The following is a 15,404-nucleotide window of genomic DNA, read 5'->3' on the forward strand; positions in this document are numbered from 1 at the left end:
CTAGTGCCGCATATCGTGATGACAAATTTGTCATCCAAATGACACGGGAATTTCAGTGCATACCCGCTACGATATCAGGCATCTTCATAGAAAGCTGGTGCTCCAACCCATTCAAGCCAATACTGGTGCTGACACATCGCCTCTGGGGAAACGCTTCCATGCAAAAAACCACACCCACTTCTAATCTATTATCGCGGCGCCCCACGTGGCTTCCGCGATTTGCTATTGCGTTCATCGTTGCCGCTATCGCGCTCGCTTTTGCGTGGGTGGCTGGGTGGCTTACGCCAGACAGGCTTACCCCGGCGCGTTTCACCAATGCGATTGAGACCAGCAACGGGCAAGTCCATCGCGGTTTCCGTCGCGCGCATGCCAAGGGCGTGTGCGTGGCAGGTTATTTTGAGGGTAATGGCCAGGGCGTAGCGCTTTCGCGCGCGCGCCTGTTCGCGCCGGTACGCACGCCGTTTATCGGGCGCATGTCGATTGGCGGCGGCTCGCCCTATGGGTTGGATGCCAAGGCGCGCGTGCGCAGTATGGCGTTGCAATTCAATAGTGACGATGGCCAGCAGTGGCGCATGGCGATGAATAATTTCCCGTTTTTTGCGGTGTCGTCGGTTCAGGCGTTTTACGCGCAAACGGTGGCGAATGCGCCCGACCCTTCAACGGGCAAGCCCGACCCCGCTAAAGTGGCCGCGTTTGCGGCGGCACATCCAGAATTCGCACGCTTTGCGGCGTGGGCCAAAAACACGCCCTGGTCAACCAGTTGGGCGAATACCACCTACCACAGCGTCAATACGTTTCGCTTTAGCAACAGTGCCGGTGAGCAGCATCATGTGCGCTGGTCAATGCAACCGCAGACAGAATTCGTGGCCATGTCGCCTGAAGAGCGAGAGGCCGCTGACGATAATTTCCTGACAGAAGATCTCACGACGCGCCTCGCACAAGGGCCCTTGCGCTGGGAGATGGTCGTGACCCTGGCAGAACCAGGTGATTCGATTACCGACCCGTCGCAAACCTGGCCGGAAGATCGCCAGAAAGTGACGGTGGGCACTGTGGTGATCGAGCGTGCGTCACCACAAACGACCGGCGCGTGCCGCGATATAAATTACGATCCGCTGATACTGCCCACGGGCGTAGACGGGTCTGAAGATCCGTTGTTGGCAGCGCGCTCCGCAGTCTATTCGGTGTCATTTAATCGCCGCGAACATGATATCGCCACCGGCAAAGCGGATGCCGCCATCGGTCAAGCGTCGTCACAGGAGGCTTCACAATGAACGCCACCGAAAATAATAATCACCTACCCTCGCGGTCTGCTCCGCGCCACTTCAACCTGACCGCGCGCATTTTGCATTGGAGTATGGCGCTGATGATTTTGGCGATGTTGTTTATTGGCATCGGCATGGTTGCGTCGCTTAGCTTGCGCCCCACTCTGATCAGCCTGCATCGACCGCTCGGCATCGCTATTTTGTTATTGGTAATTGTGCGCTTGATCAATCGTCTTCGTCATCGCCCGCCACCCTTGCCCGCCGACCTACCCGCCGTGCAGGTGTTTGCGGCCAAGGCGTCGCATTGGTTGTTGTATGCGCTGATGTTTGCCATGCCGTTGGTTGGCTGGTCTATGTTGTCGGCAGGCGGTTATCCGGTGACGATGTTCGGTGGTTTTACACTGCCAGCCATTGCCCCCCACAACGCCACCGTTTATGCCGTATTGCGTAGCGCTCACACCTGGCTGGCGCTGCTTCTGTTTGTCACGGTGCTGATGCATTTAGCGGCGGCGCTGTTCCACGCCTGGGTGCGCCGCGATGGGGTGTTTGCGAGCATGGCGCGGGGAGATGATCCTACCAATGCCAATTCAACCAGCGAATAGTTTTTTCACCTCCCTAAATACATTCGCCCAAATACATTCGATAGAAATTTTTGGTGGATGCGCAATAAAGACTGAGGAAAACTAACGAAATTCATATCAGATCCGCAAGCTTGAAAAAGTATCCGCTACATGAGAGCTTGAACCTATTGAAACCGGGAATTTGTGATATCACGGGTTGCGCCATGGCCAGTATTTCCTTTACCGCGACAATCAAAAAACGCGGAATAAATCCTTATGTACTTGTCAGCGCGGAACTCGCTGCACAACTAAAGAAAAACTGGCGCAAGCCCCTTCCCGTGTTGGTTCAGGTAAATAGTAAGCCTGAGCCGCCGTGGCGCATCAATATGATGCCTGCTGGCGACGGGAGTTTTTATTTGTACTTGAGTCGTGAAGTGCTCAAAGCTTCTAACACACAGGTTGGTAGCCTGGTGGAAGTAAAACTGCAATTTGATGCAGATTATAAACCGGGGCCCGCTCATCCGATGCCCATTTGGTTCAGTGAAGCATTAGAACAAAATCAACTTGCTAAACAGGGCTGGGATGAACTCACCCCGAGCCTTCAAAAGGAAATACTACGCTACCTGGATCGATTGAAATCAACTGAGGCGCAAACCCGTAATACGCAACTGGCCATACATGTCTTGTCGGGCGGTAAGGGACGGTTTTTGGCGAGATCCTGGAATGAGTAGCCTGACAAATTTTCGCTCAGTATTAATTGGAGTGTAATAACCATACATGCAAGGCTTTTAATCCAGTGCTGGTATTTCCTGCTTCGCCACTTTAGCCCATGCATAAACGCCACCCGGCATTTTGACCCACGCAAAACTGCCAAACTGACCTAAAGTTGGTAATTTCTCTCCCGCAGAAAAATGACCCACAACCGGCGCGGTGTCATCGGGCAATGAAAAAGCCACGTAATTTTCAGCGGACGTTAATATCGATTCGGACGGTGTCTCCGTCAAATACCGTGCGATAAATCCTTTTTTGCCCTTGCCTGTTGTAATCCGCAACCAATCCCCGGCGACTGAATCCACCTGTACTAATTCCGCACGCATTAAAGAAGCGACGACGGTAGTTCTTAATGAAGGGCCGCTGCGCAAATTTGCTTTCTCTGGTTTAATCGACAACCATCGCGGCGCCAGTTGAACGAGCGGTGGAGCGTAAGTGTTTACCGATTTTTTTCGGCCAACCAAAGGCAAGGGATCAACCGCGCCCCGCACAAATTTGTATATCCCAAAATGCAAATGCGGGTCGGTAGTGACTGCATTACCTGTATTACCGACGGTGCCGAGAACATCTCCACGCCTGACACGGTCGCCGGGGGACACCGCGATTGAGTCGAGATGCGCATAATAAAAGGAACGATTGTCACCACGGACCCACACATTTTTTCCGCCGCGCGGTGTATCTCCCACGCGGGAAACATGACCAGCCTCAGCGGCAATGACCGGCGTGCCACGCGGTGCAAAAATATCGATACCTTCATGCCGTCTCGCGCCACCATCGCGATCACCACCAAAAAAACTCTGCACGGCATTTTCACGCTCGGTATCAACAGGAAAGCCATAACGTAGCGGTGACGTTATGGCGATATCCATTAGTCCCTGCGCCGTGTGGGATGGTTGTATACGCACCCGGTATTGGCCAGTATGTTCCGCCGCTATCTTGAGTTGCTGTTCCTTCGCCGCCATGCTGCCAATACGTTTTGGTTCGGTTGCTGCGTCCTTTACATAAAACACATCCACGAAAACCTCGGCGCGCGTATTAATTGATGGAAAAATATCAACCTGGATAAGCTCATCCACTTTAAGATCAAACGAAAATGTGATGGGTTGTAGATAGTCAGCTTCAAGCAGGCGGCGCTCGCTGTAGGGCAAGGATATCGGTAATGGCGCCGCTAAGGATTCCTCCGCTTCCATTCTCCAGCGTTCGGCAGTAGCCTTGAGGTTTTCGCGCAGCAATGCGGAGTAATAGGAATCGTGCGGCGACAGCAGCACCTGGTCTTTAAAATACAGCGCGGCCGCACAGAGAAGCACAATCACCATGATCAGAACATATTTCATGCTGATTAAGACTGGATGATAAAGAATTAATTCAGTCGGCCAGAAGTGCATCAAGGTGATGCCAGAACCATTACGAATAAACCAAGCTTATCGTCCAAAACCAGTAGATTATTTTGTTAAGAGAAAATATATTCACACAAAATTATCAACCAGAAGGTATAAAATGCCGGAGCTATCCGTTAAAAAAGCAAAACACATAAAGTCTCACATCTTGGATATTGAATTCTCTGATGGTGAGCATAGGCTCGTTGATTTCGCACCTTTTATATTTTCCGTTGGTCACCCCGACTATGAACGCTATAAATCGGAATCAGGCTTTCTTACTTTCAAGATTGAAGATGGTAATTTGAATTGGGATGATTACACAATGATTTTCCCGGTCGAGGATTTATATTCAGGGAAGTTGGCGCGTTAACGCCAACTCCTACATTAAGCAGTCATCCCGCTAACTATCCGCCGTACCCAGGGAGCCACAACAGCGACTGTCGGGAAGGCTACAGGCCATGTTGTCGCGCAGCTTTTGAGCCATTGCGCTACAAATCCCGCGTGAAAACCTTGGGAGATCATAAGCACGAAAGCCGATACGATGCAGACCATGATGGCGGAAAGTAATGCACTGAAAAGAATAGGCGCGAAGCGAGCGGGAATACGCATGTTGTTCTCCTGAAAATTTAATAAACCGTTTAAAAAGCGTGTTAATTGTCGTCAATCAAAAAGTTGTATCACCTGCCCCGTTACATAAAGCCCGATACCAAACATCGCATGAGTAATCAGGCTTTGAATTCGCGCAGCCCCAGGGCGCGGCGTTTTGGCGGCGGCAATACCGGCACCCATACCTGGCTGCATTAATAAGAATGGGGCAGCCACTGTCACAACACCCACCATAAGTGCCGGGCCAAGCGTTGGTTGTTGAATCCATGCACTCCCCCAGATACCGATAAGCAAAGCTGCGAAGGCGATACCTATTAAATAGTGCGCGGCCCATCCGATGATGAGTTCGCCGCGCACCGCCGCAGACGCCGCGATGGCGTCATGATGAAAACGTCCGCGCGCCATATGGGCGATCCAACGCCCGACCAACGCGTAGTTTGGAGGCGCTATACCGAGCAACGCTTTGCGGACCAATCCCCATACATCCATTATTGCTGTAGCGCCAATCCCGAGGATAGAAATGACTACATAATTGTTCATGATTACTTACCTGTTGTTGTCTGAATTTGGACTGGTTGTTATCGTACGACTTCAAGTCGACTTGAGGTCAAGGGGTTCATGATGGATATTGCAGAAGTCGCTAAACGCGCCGGTGTGCCAGCCTCGACCTTGCGTTTTTACGAGGAAAAAGGCTTGATCAGTTCGGTGGGCAGGCAAGGCTTACGCCGGGTTTTCAACACCAGTGTTTTGGAGCGACTGGCGCTGATTGCACTGGGGCGCGCCGCCGGTTTTTCACTGGATGAAATCGCGCGCATGCTAGGCACCAAGGGAAACCCGGACATTGATAGGGAATTATTGATAAGCAAAGCGGATGAACTGGATAGAACAATTGGAAAGCTGACCGCGATGCGCGACGGCCTGCGCCATGCGGCCGTCTGTTCTGCACCGAGTCATATGGAGTGCCCGAAGTTTCGCCGTTTGCTGGGACTAGCGGCGGCAGGCGCTATTGGTAACGATGGAAAAAGAAAATCACCCCGAAAAAAATCGGCGTCTTGATGCTGAATCGGCGTCTTGATGCTGAAGAAAAACGTGCAGTCTGAGCCAGCACGTTTACGTCGGTTAGTGCGCAGGCCGTCGTTTTAGAATATGTAACGTCACGCTGCCTATTACCAAAGCCCAGAATGCGGACCCGATGCCCACGAGCGAAATACCCGACGCCGTTACCAAAAAAGTGACCAACGCCGCCTCGCGTTGCGACTCATTTTCGAGCGCCGTCGTTAAGCTGCTACCGATGGTTCCCAATAGCGCGAAACCGGCAATGGCGACAATCAACTCTTTTGGGAATGCACTGAGAAGTGCAGCCACTGTCGCGCCAAACAAGCCAAGGATGAGATAGAACACACCGGCAGCAATCGCGGCTGTATACCGGCGCGCCGCATCTTCGTGGGCATCGCGACCGGTGCATATGGCTGCGGTGATCGCCGCAAGATTGAGAGCGTATGCACCGAAGGGTGCAAGGAAGGTGTTCGCCACGCCGATCCACCCGATGGGTCGTGAGATTGGCAAGTCATAACCAGAGGCGCGGATCACGGCAACACCGGGCATATTCTGGGACGTCATCGTGACAATAAACAAAGGCAGCGCAATGCCAAGGATCGCAGCCAACGAAAAGGTCGGCATGGTGAACACGGGGGTTGTGAGCTGTAGCGTCAGTACCTCCACATGCAACAACCCGGCGAAGCCGGCGTATGCCACGGCGTAACGTGTGAGGAATCGTCGCGCGAGGATATATGCCGCGAACATCAGCGATGCGAGTACGAGTTGCGTGTTGAGCACACCAAAGGCTTCCATTCCGAAACGCAGTAGCACACCACCAAGCATGCCACAGGCTATCGACACCGGAATACGACGGATCATCCGCTCGAACCATCCGGTGAAACCGACAATAACGGTGAGCAATCCCGCTATAACGAATGCGCCGATTGCATCCGACATCGGTAATCCGGCGGTGCTCGTCATGAGCATTGCGGCCCCCGGCGTGGACCAGGCGGTGACAACCGGTATTCGATACACCCACGAGAGCGCGATACTTGTGAGCCCCATGCCGAGACCCAACGCCCACATCCATGAACTGATTTCGTCGTCGTTCGCTCCCAAAGACTGCGCAGCCTGGAACACAATGGCCGCGGAACTGGTGAAGCCGACTAATACCGTAACGAACCCCGCTACGATGGCCGAAAGAGAAAGGTCACGGAATATATTACGCGGAGCTACAAGGCTTGGAGTTTGCATTTTGTCCGAATCGATTTGACTACATAAAGTTTAACTACAAAAAGCGGACATAAAGCGCTCCACCTGCGGGTTGGGCGCCATGGTATTTCCGCGCTGAGCCTCAGGCATAGGGAGCGCTATCAAAAAAGCATCTGAAACCACGCTGAGACTATATTCAAACCGTCGGCACGGTGCCACCATCGATCCTGTATTCAACCCCCGATATCGAAGCCGCTCGCGGAGACACCAGAAAGGTGATGAGGTCTGCCACTTCGCCGGGTTTTGCAGGGCGCCCCAAGGGAATACCACCCAACCCATCCATAATGATTTTCTTACCGCCCTCATAATCCGTACCGGCTTGGGTCGCCAATCGCTCGGCAAGCGCTACGGCGGCTTCAGTTTCGATCCAGCCGGGTGAAACACGTACGACGCGGACGCCTTTTGGCGTGACTTCTTTCGACAGTGCCTTGCTGTAGGTCGACAGCGCGGCCTTGGCGGCAGCGTATGCAATAGTCGCGTCGGGTAATGGCAGGACGTTCTGGATGGATGTAACGTGGATGACCACCCCGGCACGTTGCGCGATCATTGACGGCAATAACGCGCGATCCAGGCGGACGGCGGACATGAGATTCAGGTCAAGCTCTTTCGCCCATTCCGCATCATCCAGCACTGCGAATCCACCCGAGGGGGCGCTGGAACCGCCGACCACATTAATGAGAATGTCGATACCACCCAAATGCTGCTGCACCAGGTTTGCCGTGTGACGGACACCTTCTGCTGTCGTTAGGTCGGCCGCGATATGGTGCACCTTGTCGACTAAGTGTTTGGGCAGCGAGCGAGCAACCGCTACAACCTGCGCGTTCGCTTCCGCCAATGATTGAACGACCGCCGCACCCACCCCGCGAGCACCACCAGTGACCAGGGCACGCATGCCCGTCAGTTGCAGATCGAAGCTCATAGTGTGATCTCCAGTGATGCTATCTTGCCGCGCTCAAGCATGAAGACATATTTAAGATCCACCGGGCTGCCGGGAAAGTCGCCGGTCACCCGGCCCGTTACGATGCAATGGCGCTCCTGTTTGTCGAACGAGACGGGCTTGGCAACGTAGGAAAATTGTGCCGATGCTGCGGTCTTCCAGGCTTCGATTGCAGCGAGGCCCACGTGGGTTTGCCCCTCGTCCTTTACCACCCCGTCTTTTGTAAAGCAGCGTGCCACGGCCTGGCCATCGCGTTTATCTGCCTCGAAGTAGGCGGCGATAGGTTCAGGTAAGTTGAGTTCGTTCATTGTGTTGGCCCTCCAGGTTAAAGAGCCCCTAGGATGGCGCTTTCGCATCGGCAAGAGAATCACCTACAATCTAATCAGACTATGTAGAGAAGAGTGCACAATGCGTGGTTCAGAATTTGCCGAGTTAAAAGCCTTCGTGGCAATTGTTGATCGGGCGAGCTTTGCGCGCGCCGCCGATTATCTTGGGCTATCACGGTCGGCGCTCAGCCAGATCATGCGGCAGCTTGAATCTCGCCTGGGCGTTCGCCTGCTCAATCGAACGACGCGGAGCGTCTCGCCAACGGAGTCGGGGCGGCGGCTTCATGAACGCATTGCTCCCATGCTGCGTGAGATGGACGATGCCGTCGCACAGGCGGTTGGTGCGACGAGTCGAACCGCCGGTACGTTGCGGATAAACACGCTAAGTATGGCGGCGAAAAAAGTCATTGCACCGAGGCTCGGACGTTTTCACGAAGCCTATCCCGATGTGGTACTGGACATCGTGGTTGATGATGGCCTGAGCGATATCGTGAGCGGCGGGTTCGATGCCGGCATCCGCGTGGGCGGGCGTTTGCAAAAAGATATGATTGCAGTTCGTCTCACACCGGACATCAAATTGCTCGCCGTCGCCTCGCCTGAATATCTTGCGAAACATGGCGAACCTAAAACGCCCGCCGACTTACATCACCACGCGTGTATCAACTGGCGCTTTCCAGGCAGTGGCAAAATTGCCGGGTGGAATTTCGAAAATAAAAATAACAATATCGAAGCCATTGTTAGTGGCTCGGTGATTTCGAATCACCAGGACATCGTTGTACCCGCTGCGCTGCAAGGATTAGGTATTTTCTACGCATACAATGATGATGGGATCGCTGAGGCATTAGAAAGTGGAAAGCTGAAGCGTATTCTCGCTGACTGGTCTCCGACGATGCCGGGGCTATATCTTTATTACTCCAATCGTCGTCACATTCTTCCGTCGCTTCGCGCTTTTATCGATTGCCTGCTTGATCGTGACATAAGCTGAACGTGGGCACGGTTACGCTTGCAGAAAATCATTTGTTGACATAGCGCTGGATGCGCGTAGACTCGAACCCAGCTTGAAAGTACGTTTAGTATTTATGCCCTCACTTCGAAGTTCCAGTATTAGCATTTCGTCCTGTTTACATAAGTAATTTCCTGCCTTCCTGCCCAACGCCCTTTCGGGTAAATCTACTTTTGTTTAATAGGTAACACTATGTCTAAATCTACTACTGGCACTGTAAAATGGTTCAACGAAGCTAAAGGTTTCGGTTTTATTCAACAAGAATCCGGTGCGGATGTTTTTGCTCATTTCAGCGCTATTTCCGGTTCAGGTTTCAAAACCCTTGTTGAAGGTCAGGCCGTTAGCTTCACCGTGACTCAAGGCCAAAAAGGCCCGCAAGCTGAAAATATTCAAGCTATCTAAAATTCAGGTAGCTTATCAGTGCAGCAAAGCACTGGTGTGAAAATTAAAAGGCGAGATCTTCGGATCTCGCCTTTTTTTATTCAACGCAGTCCATGCAAAAAATGCATATGTTTTTCATATTGATCTATCACATCCGCAATGACCTGATCTTCCGTCCAGCCCATGATGTCGTAATCCTGGCCACCTTCTTTTAAATACACTTCTGCACGAAAATATTTAAGCGCTTTGCCGCGCTTGGCGGTGGTGTCGCGCATGGCAAAAGACGGTGGTATGTAAGGTCGCGCATGAACGGAGTAGAAAAAATCCACTTCGTCGCCATGGTTAACTTCGATCCAGATTCGATCATTGTCGTCGCGACTGACGGTTGCCTCCAGGCCGCGTTTGGTGAATTCATTTTCCACGCGTTTTAATGCGGGCTCTACCATGCTGTTGAAAAATTGCATGACTTCTTCATAACTCGGATGATGAATGATGCGCGCTAAACGCATCTCCCAACTGACCGGGCGGATGGCGACGCGGGGAGCGAGCATGGCGCCTTGCAATCGGTCGCGCTTAACAACTTCCAGACGTAAAGCACGAGCCAGACCCCAGCACATCAGCAGCATCACAATGGCAAAGGGCAAGGCGCTGGCGATGGTGGCGGTTTGCAGGGCGGCCAGTCCACCTGCAAGCAAGAGTGCAGCAGCGATGCAACCTTCGGAGACGGACCAGAAGATACGTTGCCATACCGGCGTGTCTTCATTGGTGCCGCCGGAGGTGAGCATGTCGATCACCAGCGAGCCGGAGTCGGATGAAGTAACAAAAAACGTGATGACCAACACCGTGGCGATCAAGGATGAAATGGTGGAGAAGGGTAAATATTCAAGGAATTGGAACAGCGCGACCGAAGTGTCTGCCGCGACCGCGTCGGCCATCTGGATGATGTTCTGGTCGATGATCATGTGCAGCGCGTTGTTGCCGAAGAAGGTCATCCACATAAAGGTGAAACCCACCGGCACCAGCAGCACACCGATCACAAATTCGCGGATGGTGCGCCCGCGCGAAACCCGCGCGATAAACATCCCGACAAAGGGCGACCAGGCAATCCACCAGCCCCAATAGAACAATGTCCAGCCGCCGATCCAGCCCCTGGGTTCGTAGGCATAAAGATTAAACGTGGTGGCCACCAGGCCGGAAATATACGCGCCGATATTCTGCACGTAGGTTTGCAGCAAATACACCGTGGGGCCAGCGAAAAGTACGAACACCAACAGCACCACCGCGAGAATTAAATTCAGCTCGGAGATACGACGAATGCCGCCGTCCAGGCCCATCACCACAGAGATGGTGGCGAAGCCGGTAATCACCGCGATCAACAAAATTTGCCAGCCAATAGAGATAGGCATATCGAATAAATAATTGAGGCCGGCATTTACTTGCATCACGCCAAAACCTAACGAGGTGGCCACGCCGAAAAGCGTGCCCAGTACCGCAAAAATATCCACCGTGTGACCGATAGGTCCGTAGATCCGTTCGCCGATCAGCGGGTAAAACGCCGAGCGAATGGTGAGCGGGAGGTTGTGACGGAACGCGAAATAAGCCAGCGATAACGCGACCACCGCATAAATCGCCCAGGCGTGCACGCCCCAGTGGAAAAAGGTGATGCGCATAGCTTCACGGGCGGCTTCAACACTGCCCGCTTCTGCCACCGGCGGATTCATGGTGTGCATCACCGGCTCAGCCACGCCGAAGAACATCAGGCCGATGCCCATACCGGCGGAAAACAACATGGCGAACCAGGAGACGTAGCTGTAATCGGGTTCGCTGTGGTCCGGTCCCAATTTGATCAGTCCGTAACGCGAGGTGGCGAGAATCACCACAAACAACAAAAACAGTGCGACCGCGAGGATATAAAACCAGCCAGCGGTATGGATGACCCAGCTCTGGATAGCGCCGAACAGCGTGCTGGCGGCGTCCGGCCAGATGACCGCGAAGGCGACGAAGAGCACACACAATCCGCCGGAGCCGATAAAGACCGGCGGGTTGATCTTGATCCAGGGTTTGCGCTCCGGGTCGGTGATGGCGTCATGGGTGGGCTGATCGGACATGCTGCCTCCTGATGCGGTTAGAAATAAAAATCGAGCGAGATGTAGAGCGCGTCGAAGTCGCCTTCGCCGACCTGACCGTCGCGGTCGACGAAGCCGTCCTGGGTCAGGTATTCGATGTAGAGCCAGCCGGGGCCGTAGTCGTAGCGCGCGCCGGGGGCGAAGGCGGTTACGTCGTCGGCGTCGTTGCCCTGGGTGTCGGGCTGGGCCATAGAGGCATCGAGGTAAAACGCCCAATCGCCCCGGTTGTAGCCAATTTCGGCGGCAATGCGGGTGTTTTCAATGTCCTCTGGCAGTCCGGCCATGAGTTGATATGCATCGGGTAGTGAACGCTGCTGTTGGATGTAAGACGCTTTGTAAAACCACTGTTCGTGTTCGCCCTCCAGGTAGATCACGTAAGCCTCGTGAGCGCCGCTGGTGGGCTTGTCGGGTGTGCCGGTTAAATCCTGCAACTGCCCGCTTTGCACCGATACGCCCACACGGTTGTCGGGGTTGATGTTCCAGGCGAGATTGCCCACCAGGGTTTGCACTTTGCGAAAGGTGGTTGAGCTGCCCCAATGGCCATTGTCGTCCACGGTATCAGTGCTGGTGCCGCCCCAATCGTCGGCGACGTAATAGGCCAGATCGTAGTGCCAGCGGGTTTGCGTGCCGCTGAGTTTGAAGCCGACATCCATCTGATCACCAAAACCGGCCAGCAGGATATCGCCGGGCCAGAAGTTGACGGTCTTCCATCCGAAAGGCACCTGGGATTTGCCGACGCGCACACTGTGCTGCTCGTTTAACTGCCAGCCTACCCAGGCTTTATGCAAGGTGAATTGATCGCCGGTGCTGTTGTTGTCGGGATCGGTGAAACTGCCGGGACCGAAGCGCGCCTCCGCAGAATACAGCCACTTGCCGCCCGCCTCCGCTTTGCCGTCGGCGTAAATGATCAGCGCCTCGCCGGTGAATTCGCCGTTGGTGTTGGTATTGGCTTTGTCATCCGGCAAGTATTGATACGTGCCCCATACACCCCCGGACAAGGTGCTCTCTGCGAGGGCGATGTTAGTGCTCGCACTTACCATCAAGCCGAGAAGTGCCAGACTCGTAAATTGTTTGCTGATTAATGGTTTCATCATTGCTGTTGTTCCTCCTGAACGATTTCGTCACGGAAGACGGAGCCACAACCCCACAATAGCAAGGTGCGAACACAGAAAGATGCGCCAAAGCATCGCCGCACGCGGCTACATTTTTTTCGGGTGAATGTAATTAGTAGTTCAAAATTCGCGAGTACGCCAATGAAAGGCGCGTGAATAGATAAACGTATTTCTTTATTTTTTAGTTTTCGGTGTCTGGATTATTTTTTCGTGCAAATTTTTAATTTTCATTTCTCAAATTATCTGGCTTGTATTTATTCCTCTTCATTATTGTCACTGCGCAGAAATATTTTGCGATTAGGCTACAATCGCGTCAAACCAAAACGCGGACCAGTCCCTTTCAATTTATCATTCCTTTGATCATTACCAAATCACATTGGCGTTAGTGCCGGACGATGTATTGCCACCACTTGCAGAGTCAATTGAAGAAACAGAGCTGCTCAATTTTCGCGATGAGCGTTTATTGCAAATGACGCAGGTGGCAGCGCAAGAGGCCTTGTCACATTATCGCGGTGAGCCGGTGCCGCTGATATTGGCCGGGCCTGAAAATTATCCCGGTTTAGTTAATCAGTTACCTGCCAATTTTTTATCTGCGTTAAAAACACAGGTAGACCTGCCAATTCTTTACAGTGCGAGCCGTGTGATCGGTACCGGGCGCACCGGCGTCCTTGAAGCACTGCGTCTTGCACAATTTTATTTATGTAGCGGCCAGCACGATCATGTATTGATTGGCGGTATTGATAGTTGCCAGCATTCCGCCTGGCTGAAGTTTCTGGATAGTACCGAGCGATTGAAATCTGCCAGCCCGCACCGCCACGCCGACACCTTTGTACCCGGCGAAGGCGCTGCCTTTTTACTGCTCACCAATAATCCCGCCTATGCGATGATCACAAACGGCTTGGTCATCGCGTTGACTGAACCGGGTTTTAGCCAGGAGCCGGGCCATATTTACAGTGAAGCGCCGTATCGCGGCGAAGGGCTGGATGCGGCAGTACAACAAGCGCTGAACCAATTACCCGAACCGCACAAGATTGAATACCTGTTTAGCAGCAGTAATGGCGAAAGTTATTGGGCCAAAGAACTCGGTGTGGCCGTCACGCGATCCAGTCACCGCTTTAACGATATGAAGCACCAACATCCTGCCGATTGTTTTGGTGACCTCGGTGCTGCCACCGGCGGCGCTTTGATCGCACTGGCTGCCTATTCAAATTTCACAAAAACCTCACCCTCTCATACGTTAATTTGCACTTCATCAGACAGCGCCTACCGCGCCGCCGTTTGTTTGATACCCGAAAGGATCTCAGCATGACGCAGTTAGGAGAAGCCATTGCCGTAACCACCATCGTCGATCCGGATCGACCGCATTGGGTCATCGTGGAATACAAATACGCCAACGGCAGACCGGTTAAAGGCCGCTTCGTCGCGACCGACAGCGAAGGCATGACCTGGGCTGGCACGCACGCGCGCTGACATCAAAGCCGTGCTCGACGCGATTATCGCCGAACAACGCGCCGAAGCCGCACAACATGAAGCCGAACTCGCGCAGCAAAGTGCATTAGAGCAAGCAGGCAGTCATTACGGCGCGTATGTGACGGGGATCTGGAATGGCGCCGTTGGCTTGGTCACCTTTGCCAAGGATGTCGTGGTAAAAACTGCTGAGATTGCTGTATACCTCAGCCCTTTTGAACGACTCAGCAATGCACTCCACGCTGCCTACACTAGCTATCACGATGGCGAACTCACCTCTGCACAATGGAAGCAGAGTTTTATACAGAACATGCAGGACGAAGAAATACAAGACATCGCCCGCATCCTCGGCATAGATCCCAGCCATTTATCTGCTGAAGGCTTACAAAACCTCAAAAATATCTTTGCCGAAGCCTACGAGATCACCGCCTTCATCGCTGATGATCCTGAATCCCTCGACATGCTCGTTCAATTTGGTAAAGATTACGCCGGTGCGCAATCGAGTATTGAATGGGCCGAGTTTGCCGGCGGCGGTGTGTTTGAGATTGTGCTGACTGCCCTGCTGCTGATGTTCACCGGCGGTATCGGCAATGTCGCTCAGGGTGTGAGCAAGATTCGTCATGCGGGAAAACTGAAAAGTCTGGGGTCGATTTTCAGAAATTTAGGAAAGCTGTTGAAAAGGAAGAAGTTGCGGAGAAATTTATCCGGTGACACCGATCAAAAGCATACCGTAACCACAGAAGTACCACCCGACAGACGGAATTCAACCCCTCTGACGAATCATCAAAAAGCCGCTATTGGCGAACGAACAGCGCACGATAAGATGGTCGCTGATGGCTATGAGCCTTTAGGCAATACCAATGGCACTTATAGCCCAGGCCAAACCGGTATTGATGGTGTCTATAGACATCCAAATCCACCGCCAGATTATGTGATTACTGAAGCGAAATATGGAACTGCAAGATTAGGTAATACTGCTGACGGAACGCAGATGAGTGATAGCTGGGTTATGGGTAGCGACAGATTGGAGAAAGCTGGACTATCACCAACGGATTTAAATGCGATTAAAGAAGGTCTGGAGTTCGGTGATGGAACAGTGGAAAAGATCCTGATCCGAGTGAATCCAGATGGCAGCACTAGCACCAATATCATTCCATAACAGCA

At 52.9% G+C, this 15,404-nt stretch carries 18 protein-coding genes; 10 read left to right on the top strand and 8 right to left on the bottom strand.

All coding sequences use genetic code 11. From position 1 onward, the window contains the following. The first annotated feature begins 158 nt into the window (after positions 1–158). The 3 genes from CBR65_RS12005 (at position 159) to CBR65_RS12015 (ending at position 2,553) form a co-directional block, all read left to right on the top strand. Positions 159–1,271, top strand: coding sequence for a catalase family peroxidase (locus CBR65_RS12005; RefSeq protein ID WP_087467070.1), 1,113 nt, complete (start codon positions 159–161; stop codon positions 1,269–1,271). Then, positions 1,268–1,864, top strand: a complete 597-nt coding sequence (locus tag CBR65_RS12010; RefSeq protein ID WP_087467071.1) for a cytochrome b — start codon at positions 1,268–1,270, stop codon at positions 1,862–1,864. The genes CBR65_RS12005 and CBR65_RS12010 overlap by 4 nt, the downstream gene beginning before the upstream one ends. A gap of 182 nt (positions 1,865–2,046) precedes the next feature. Next, positions 2,047–2,553 carry a YdeI/OmpD-associated family protein gene (locus tag CBR65_RS12015; protein ID WP_087467072.1) on the top strand — a complete coding sequence of 169 codons (507 nt, stop codon included), beginning with the start codon at positions 2,047–2,049 and terminating at the stop codon, positions 2,551–2,553. A 57-nt stretch (positions 2,554–2,610) separates the two neighbouring features. On the opposite strand, the gene CBR65_RS12020 is transcribed toward CBR65_RS12015, so the two are convergent. Beyond that, positions 2,611–3,927 (bottom strand): peptidoglycan DD-metalloendopeptidase family protein, encoded by a 1,317-nt coding sequence (locus tag CBR65_RS12020; RefSeq protein ID WP_198300723.1) that lies wholly within the window; start codon positions 3,925–3,927, stop codon positions 2,611–2,613. 58 nt (positions 3,928–3,985) lie between these two features. Between CBR65_RS12020 and CBR65_RS12025 the strand changes: the two genes are divergently transcribed. Further along, positions 3,986–4,342 carry a DUF2442 domain-containing protein gene (locus CBR65_RS12025; protein WP_232461184.1) on the top strand — a complete coding sequence of 119 codons (357 nt, stop codon included), beginning with the start codon at positions 3,986–3,988 and terminating at the stop codon, positions 4,340–4,342. A 14-nt stretch (positions 4,343–4,356) separates the two neighbouring features. Here the strand turns inward: CBR65_RS12025 and CBR65_RS12030 are convergent, their stop codons facing one another. After that, entirely contained in the window at positions 4,357–4,581 is a 225-nt protein-coding gene (locus CBR65_RS12030; RefSeq protein ID WP_198300724.1) for a DUF2798 domain-containing protein, read from the bottom strand. A 51-nt stretch (positions 4,582–4,632) separates the two neighbouring features. Continuing rightward, a complete protein-coding gene (locus tag CBR65_RS12035) occupies positions 4,633–5,118 on the bottom strand; it encodes a DUF2938 domain-containing protein (protein ID WP_087467075.1) in 486 nt (161 codons plus the stop codon). An 81-nt stretch (positions 5,119–5,199) separates the two neighbouring features. On the opposite strand from CBR65_RS12035, the gene CBR65_RS12040 reads away from it, so the two are divergent. After that, positions 5,200–5,634 (top strand): helix-turn-helix domain-containing protein, encoded by a 435-nt coding sequence (locus CBR65_RS12040; protein WP_087467076.1) that lies wholly within the window; start codon positions 5,200–5,202, stop codon positions 5,632–5,634. A gap of 63 nt (positions 5,635–5,697) precedes the next feature. On the opposite strand, the gene CBR65_RS12045 is transcribed toward CBR65_RS12040, so the two are convergent. The 3 genes from CBR65_RS12045 to CBR65_RS12055 all read right to left on the bottom strand — a co-directional run bounded on the left by CBR65_RS12045 (position 5,698) and on the right by CBR65_RS12055 (position 8,133). Continuing rightward, on the bottom strand, positions 5,698–6,870 hold the full coding sequence (locus CBR65_RS12045; RefSeq protein ID WP_087467077.1) for a benzoate/H(+) symporter BenE family transporter: 1,173 nt from the start codon (positions 6,868–6,870) through the stop codon (positions 5,698–5,700). 154 nt (positions 6,871–7,024) lie between these two features. Then, a complete protein-coding gene (locus tag CBR65_RS12050; RefSeq protein ID WP_087467078.1) occupies positions 7,025–7,807 on the bottom strand; it encodes an SDR family oxidoreductase in 783 nt (260 codons plus the stop codon). After that, entirely contained in the window at positions 7,804–8,133 is a 330-nt protein-coding gene (locus tag CBR65_RS12055; protein WP_087467079.1) for a nuclear transport factor 2 family protein, read from the bottom strand. Before CBR65_RS12055 ends, CBR65_RS12050 begins: the two co-directional genes overlap by 4 nt. Positions 8,134–8,233: 100 nt before the next feature. Here CBR65_RS12055 and CBR65_RS12060 point away from each other — a divergent pair, with 100 nt between their 5' ends. Continuing rightward, on the top strand, positions 8,234–9,136 hold the full coding sequence (locus CBR65_RS12060) for a LysR family transcriptional regulator (RefSeq protein ID WP_087467080.1): 903 nt from the start codon (positions 8,234–8,236) through the stop codon (positions 9,134–9,136). 210 nt (positions 9,137–9,346) lie between these two features. Then, positions 9,347–9,556 (top strand): cold-shock protein, encoded by a 210-nt coding sequence (locus tag CBR65_RS12065; RefSeq protein WP_087467081.1) that lies wholly within the window; start codon positions 9,347–9,349, stop codon positions 9,554–9,556. Between the two features lie 80 nt (positions 9,557–9,636). Here the strand turns inward: CBR65_RS12065 and CBR65_RS12070 are convergent, their stop codons facing one another. Both CBR65_RS12070 and CBR65_RS12075 read right to left on the bottom strand, forming a co-directional pair. After that, a complete protein-coding gene (locus tag CBR65_RS12070; RefSeq protein WP_087467082.1) occupies positions 9,637–11,643 on the bottom strand; it encodes a choline BCCT transporter BetT in 2,007 nt (668 codons plus the stop codon). 17 nt (positions 11,644–11,660) lie between these two features. After that, positions 11,661–12,755, bottom strand: coding sequence for a porin (locus CBR65_RS12075; protein ID WP_232461185.1), 1,095 nt, complete (start codon positions 12,753–12,755; stop codon positions 11,661–11,663). A gap of 418 nt (positions 12,756–13,173) precedes the next feature. Between CBR65_RS12075 and CBR65_RS12080 the strand changes: the two genes are divergently transcribed. The 3 genes from CBR65_RS12080 to CBR65_RS22495 are packed head-to-tail and all read left to right on the top strand — an operon-like array spanning position 13,174 to position 15,399. Beyond that, positions 13,174–14,082, top strand: a complete 909-nt coding sequence (locus tag CBR65_RS12080) for a beta-ketoacyl synthase N-terminal-like domain-containing protein (protein WP_157672055.1) — start codon at positions 13,174–13,176, stop codon at positions 14,080–14,082. Continuing rightward, complete coding sequence (locus tag CBR65_RS22100; protein WP_157672056.1) at positions 14,079–14,243, top strand: hypothetical protein; 165 nt, start codon at positions 14,079–14,081, stop codon at positions 14,241–14,243. The genes CBR65_RS12080 and CBR65_RS22100 overlap by 4 nt, the downstream gene beginning before the upstream one ends. A 10-nt stretch (positions 14,244–14,253) precedes the next feature. Continuing rightward, positions 14,254–15,399 carry a hypothetical protein gene (locus CBR65_RS22495; protein ID WP_232461186.1) on the top strand — a complete coding sequence of 382 codons (1,146 nt, stop codon included), beginning with the start codon at positions 14,254–14,256 and terminating at the stop codon, positions 15,397–15,399. Positions 15,400–15,404: the final 5 nt, after the last annotated feature.

Source organism: Cellvibrio sp. PSBB006 (assembly GCF_002162135.1).
Lineage (GTDB): Bacteria > Pseudomonadota > Gammaproteobacteria > Pseudomonadales > Cellvibrionaceae > Cellvibrio.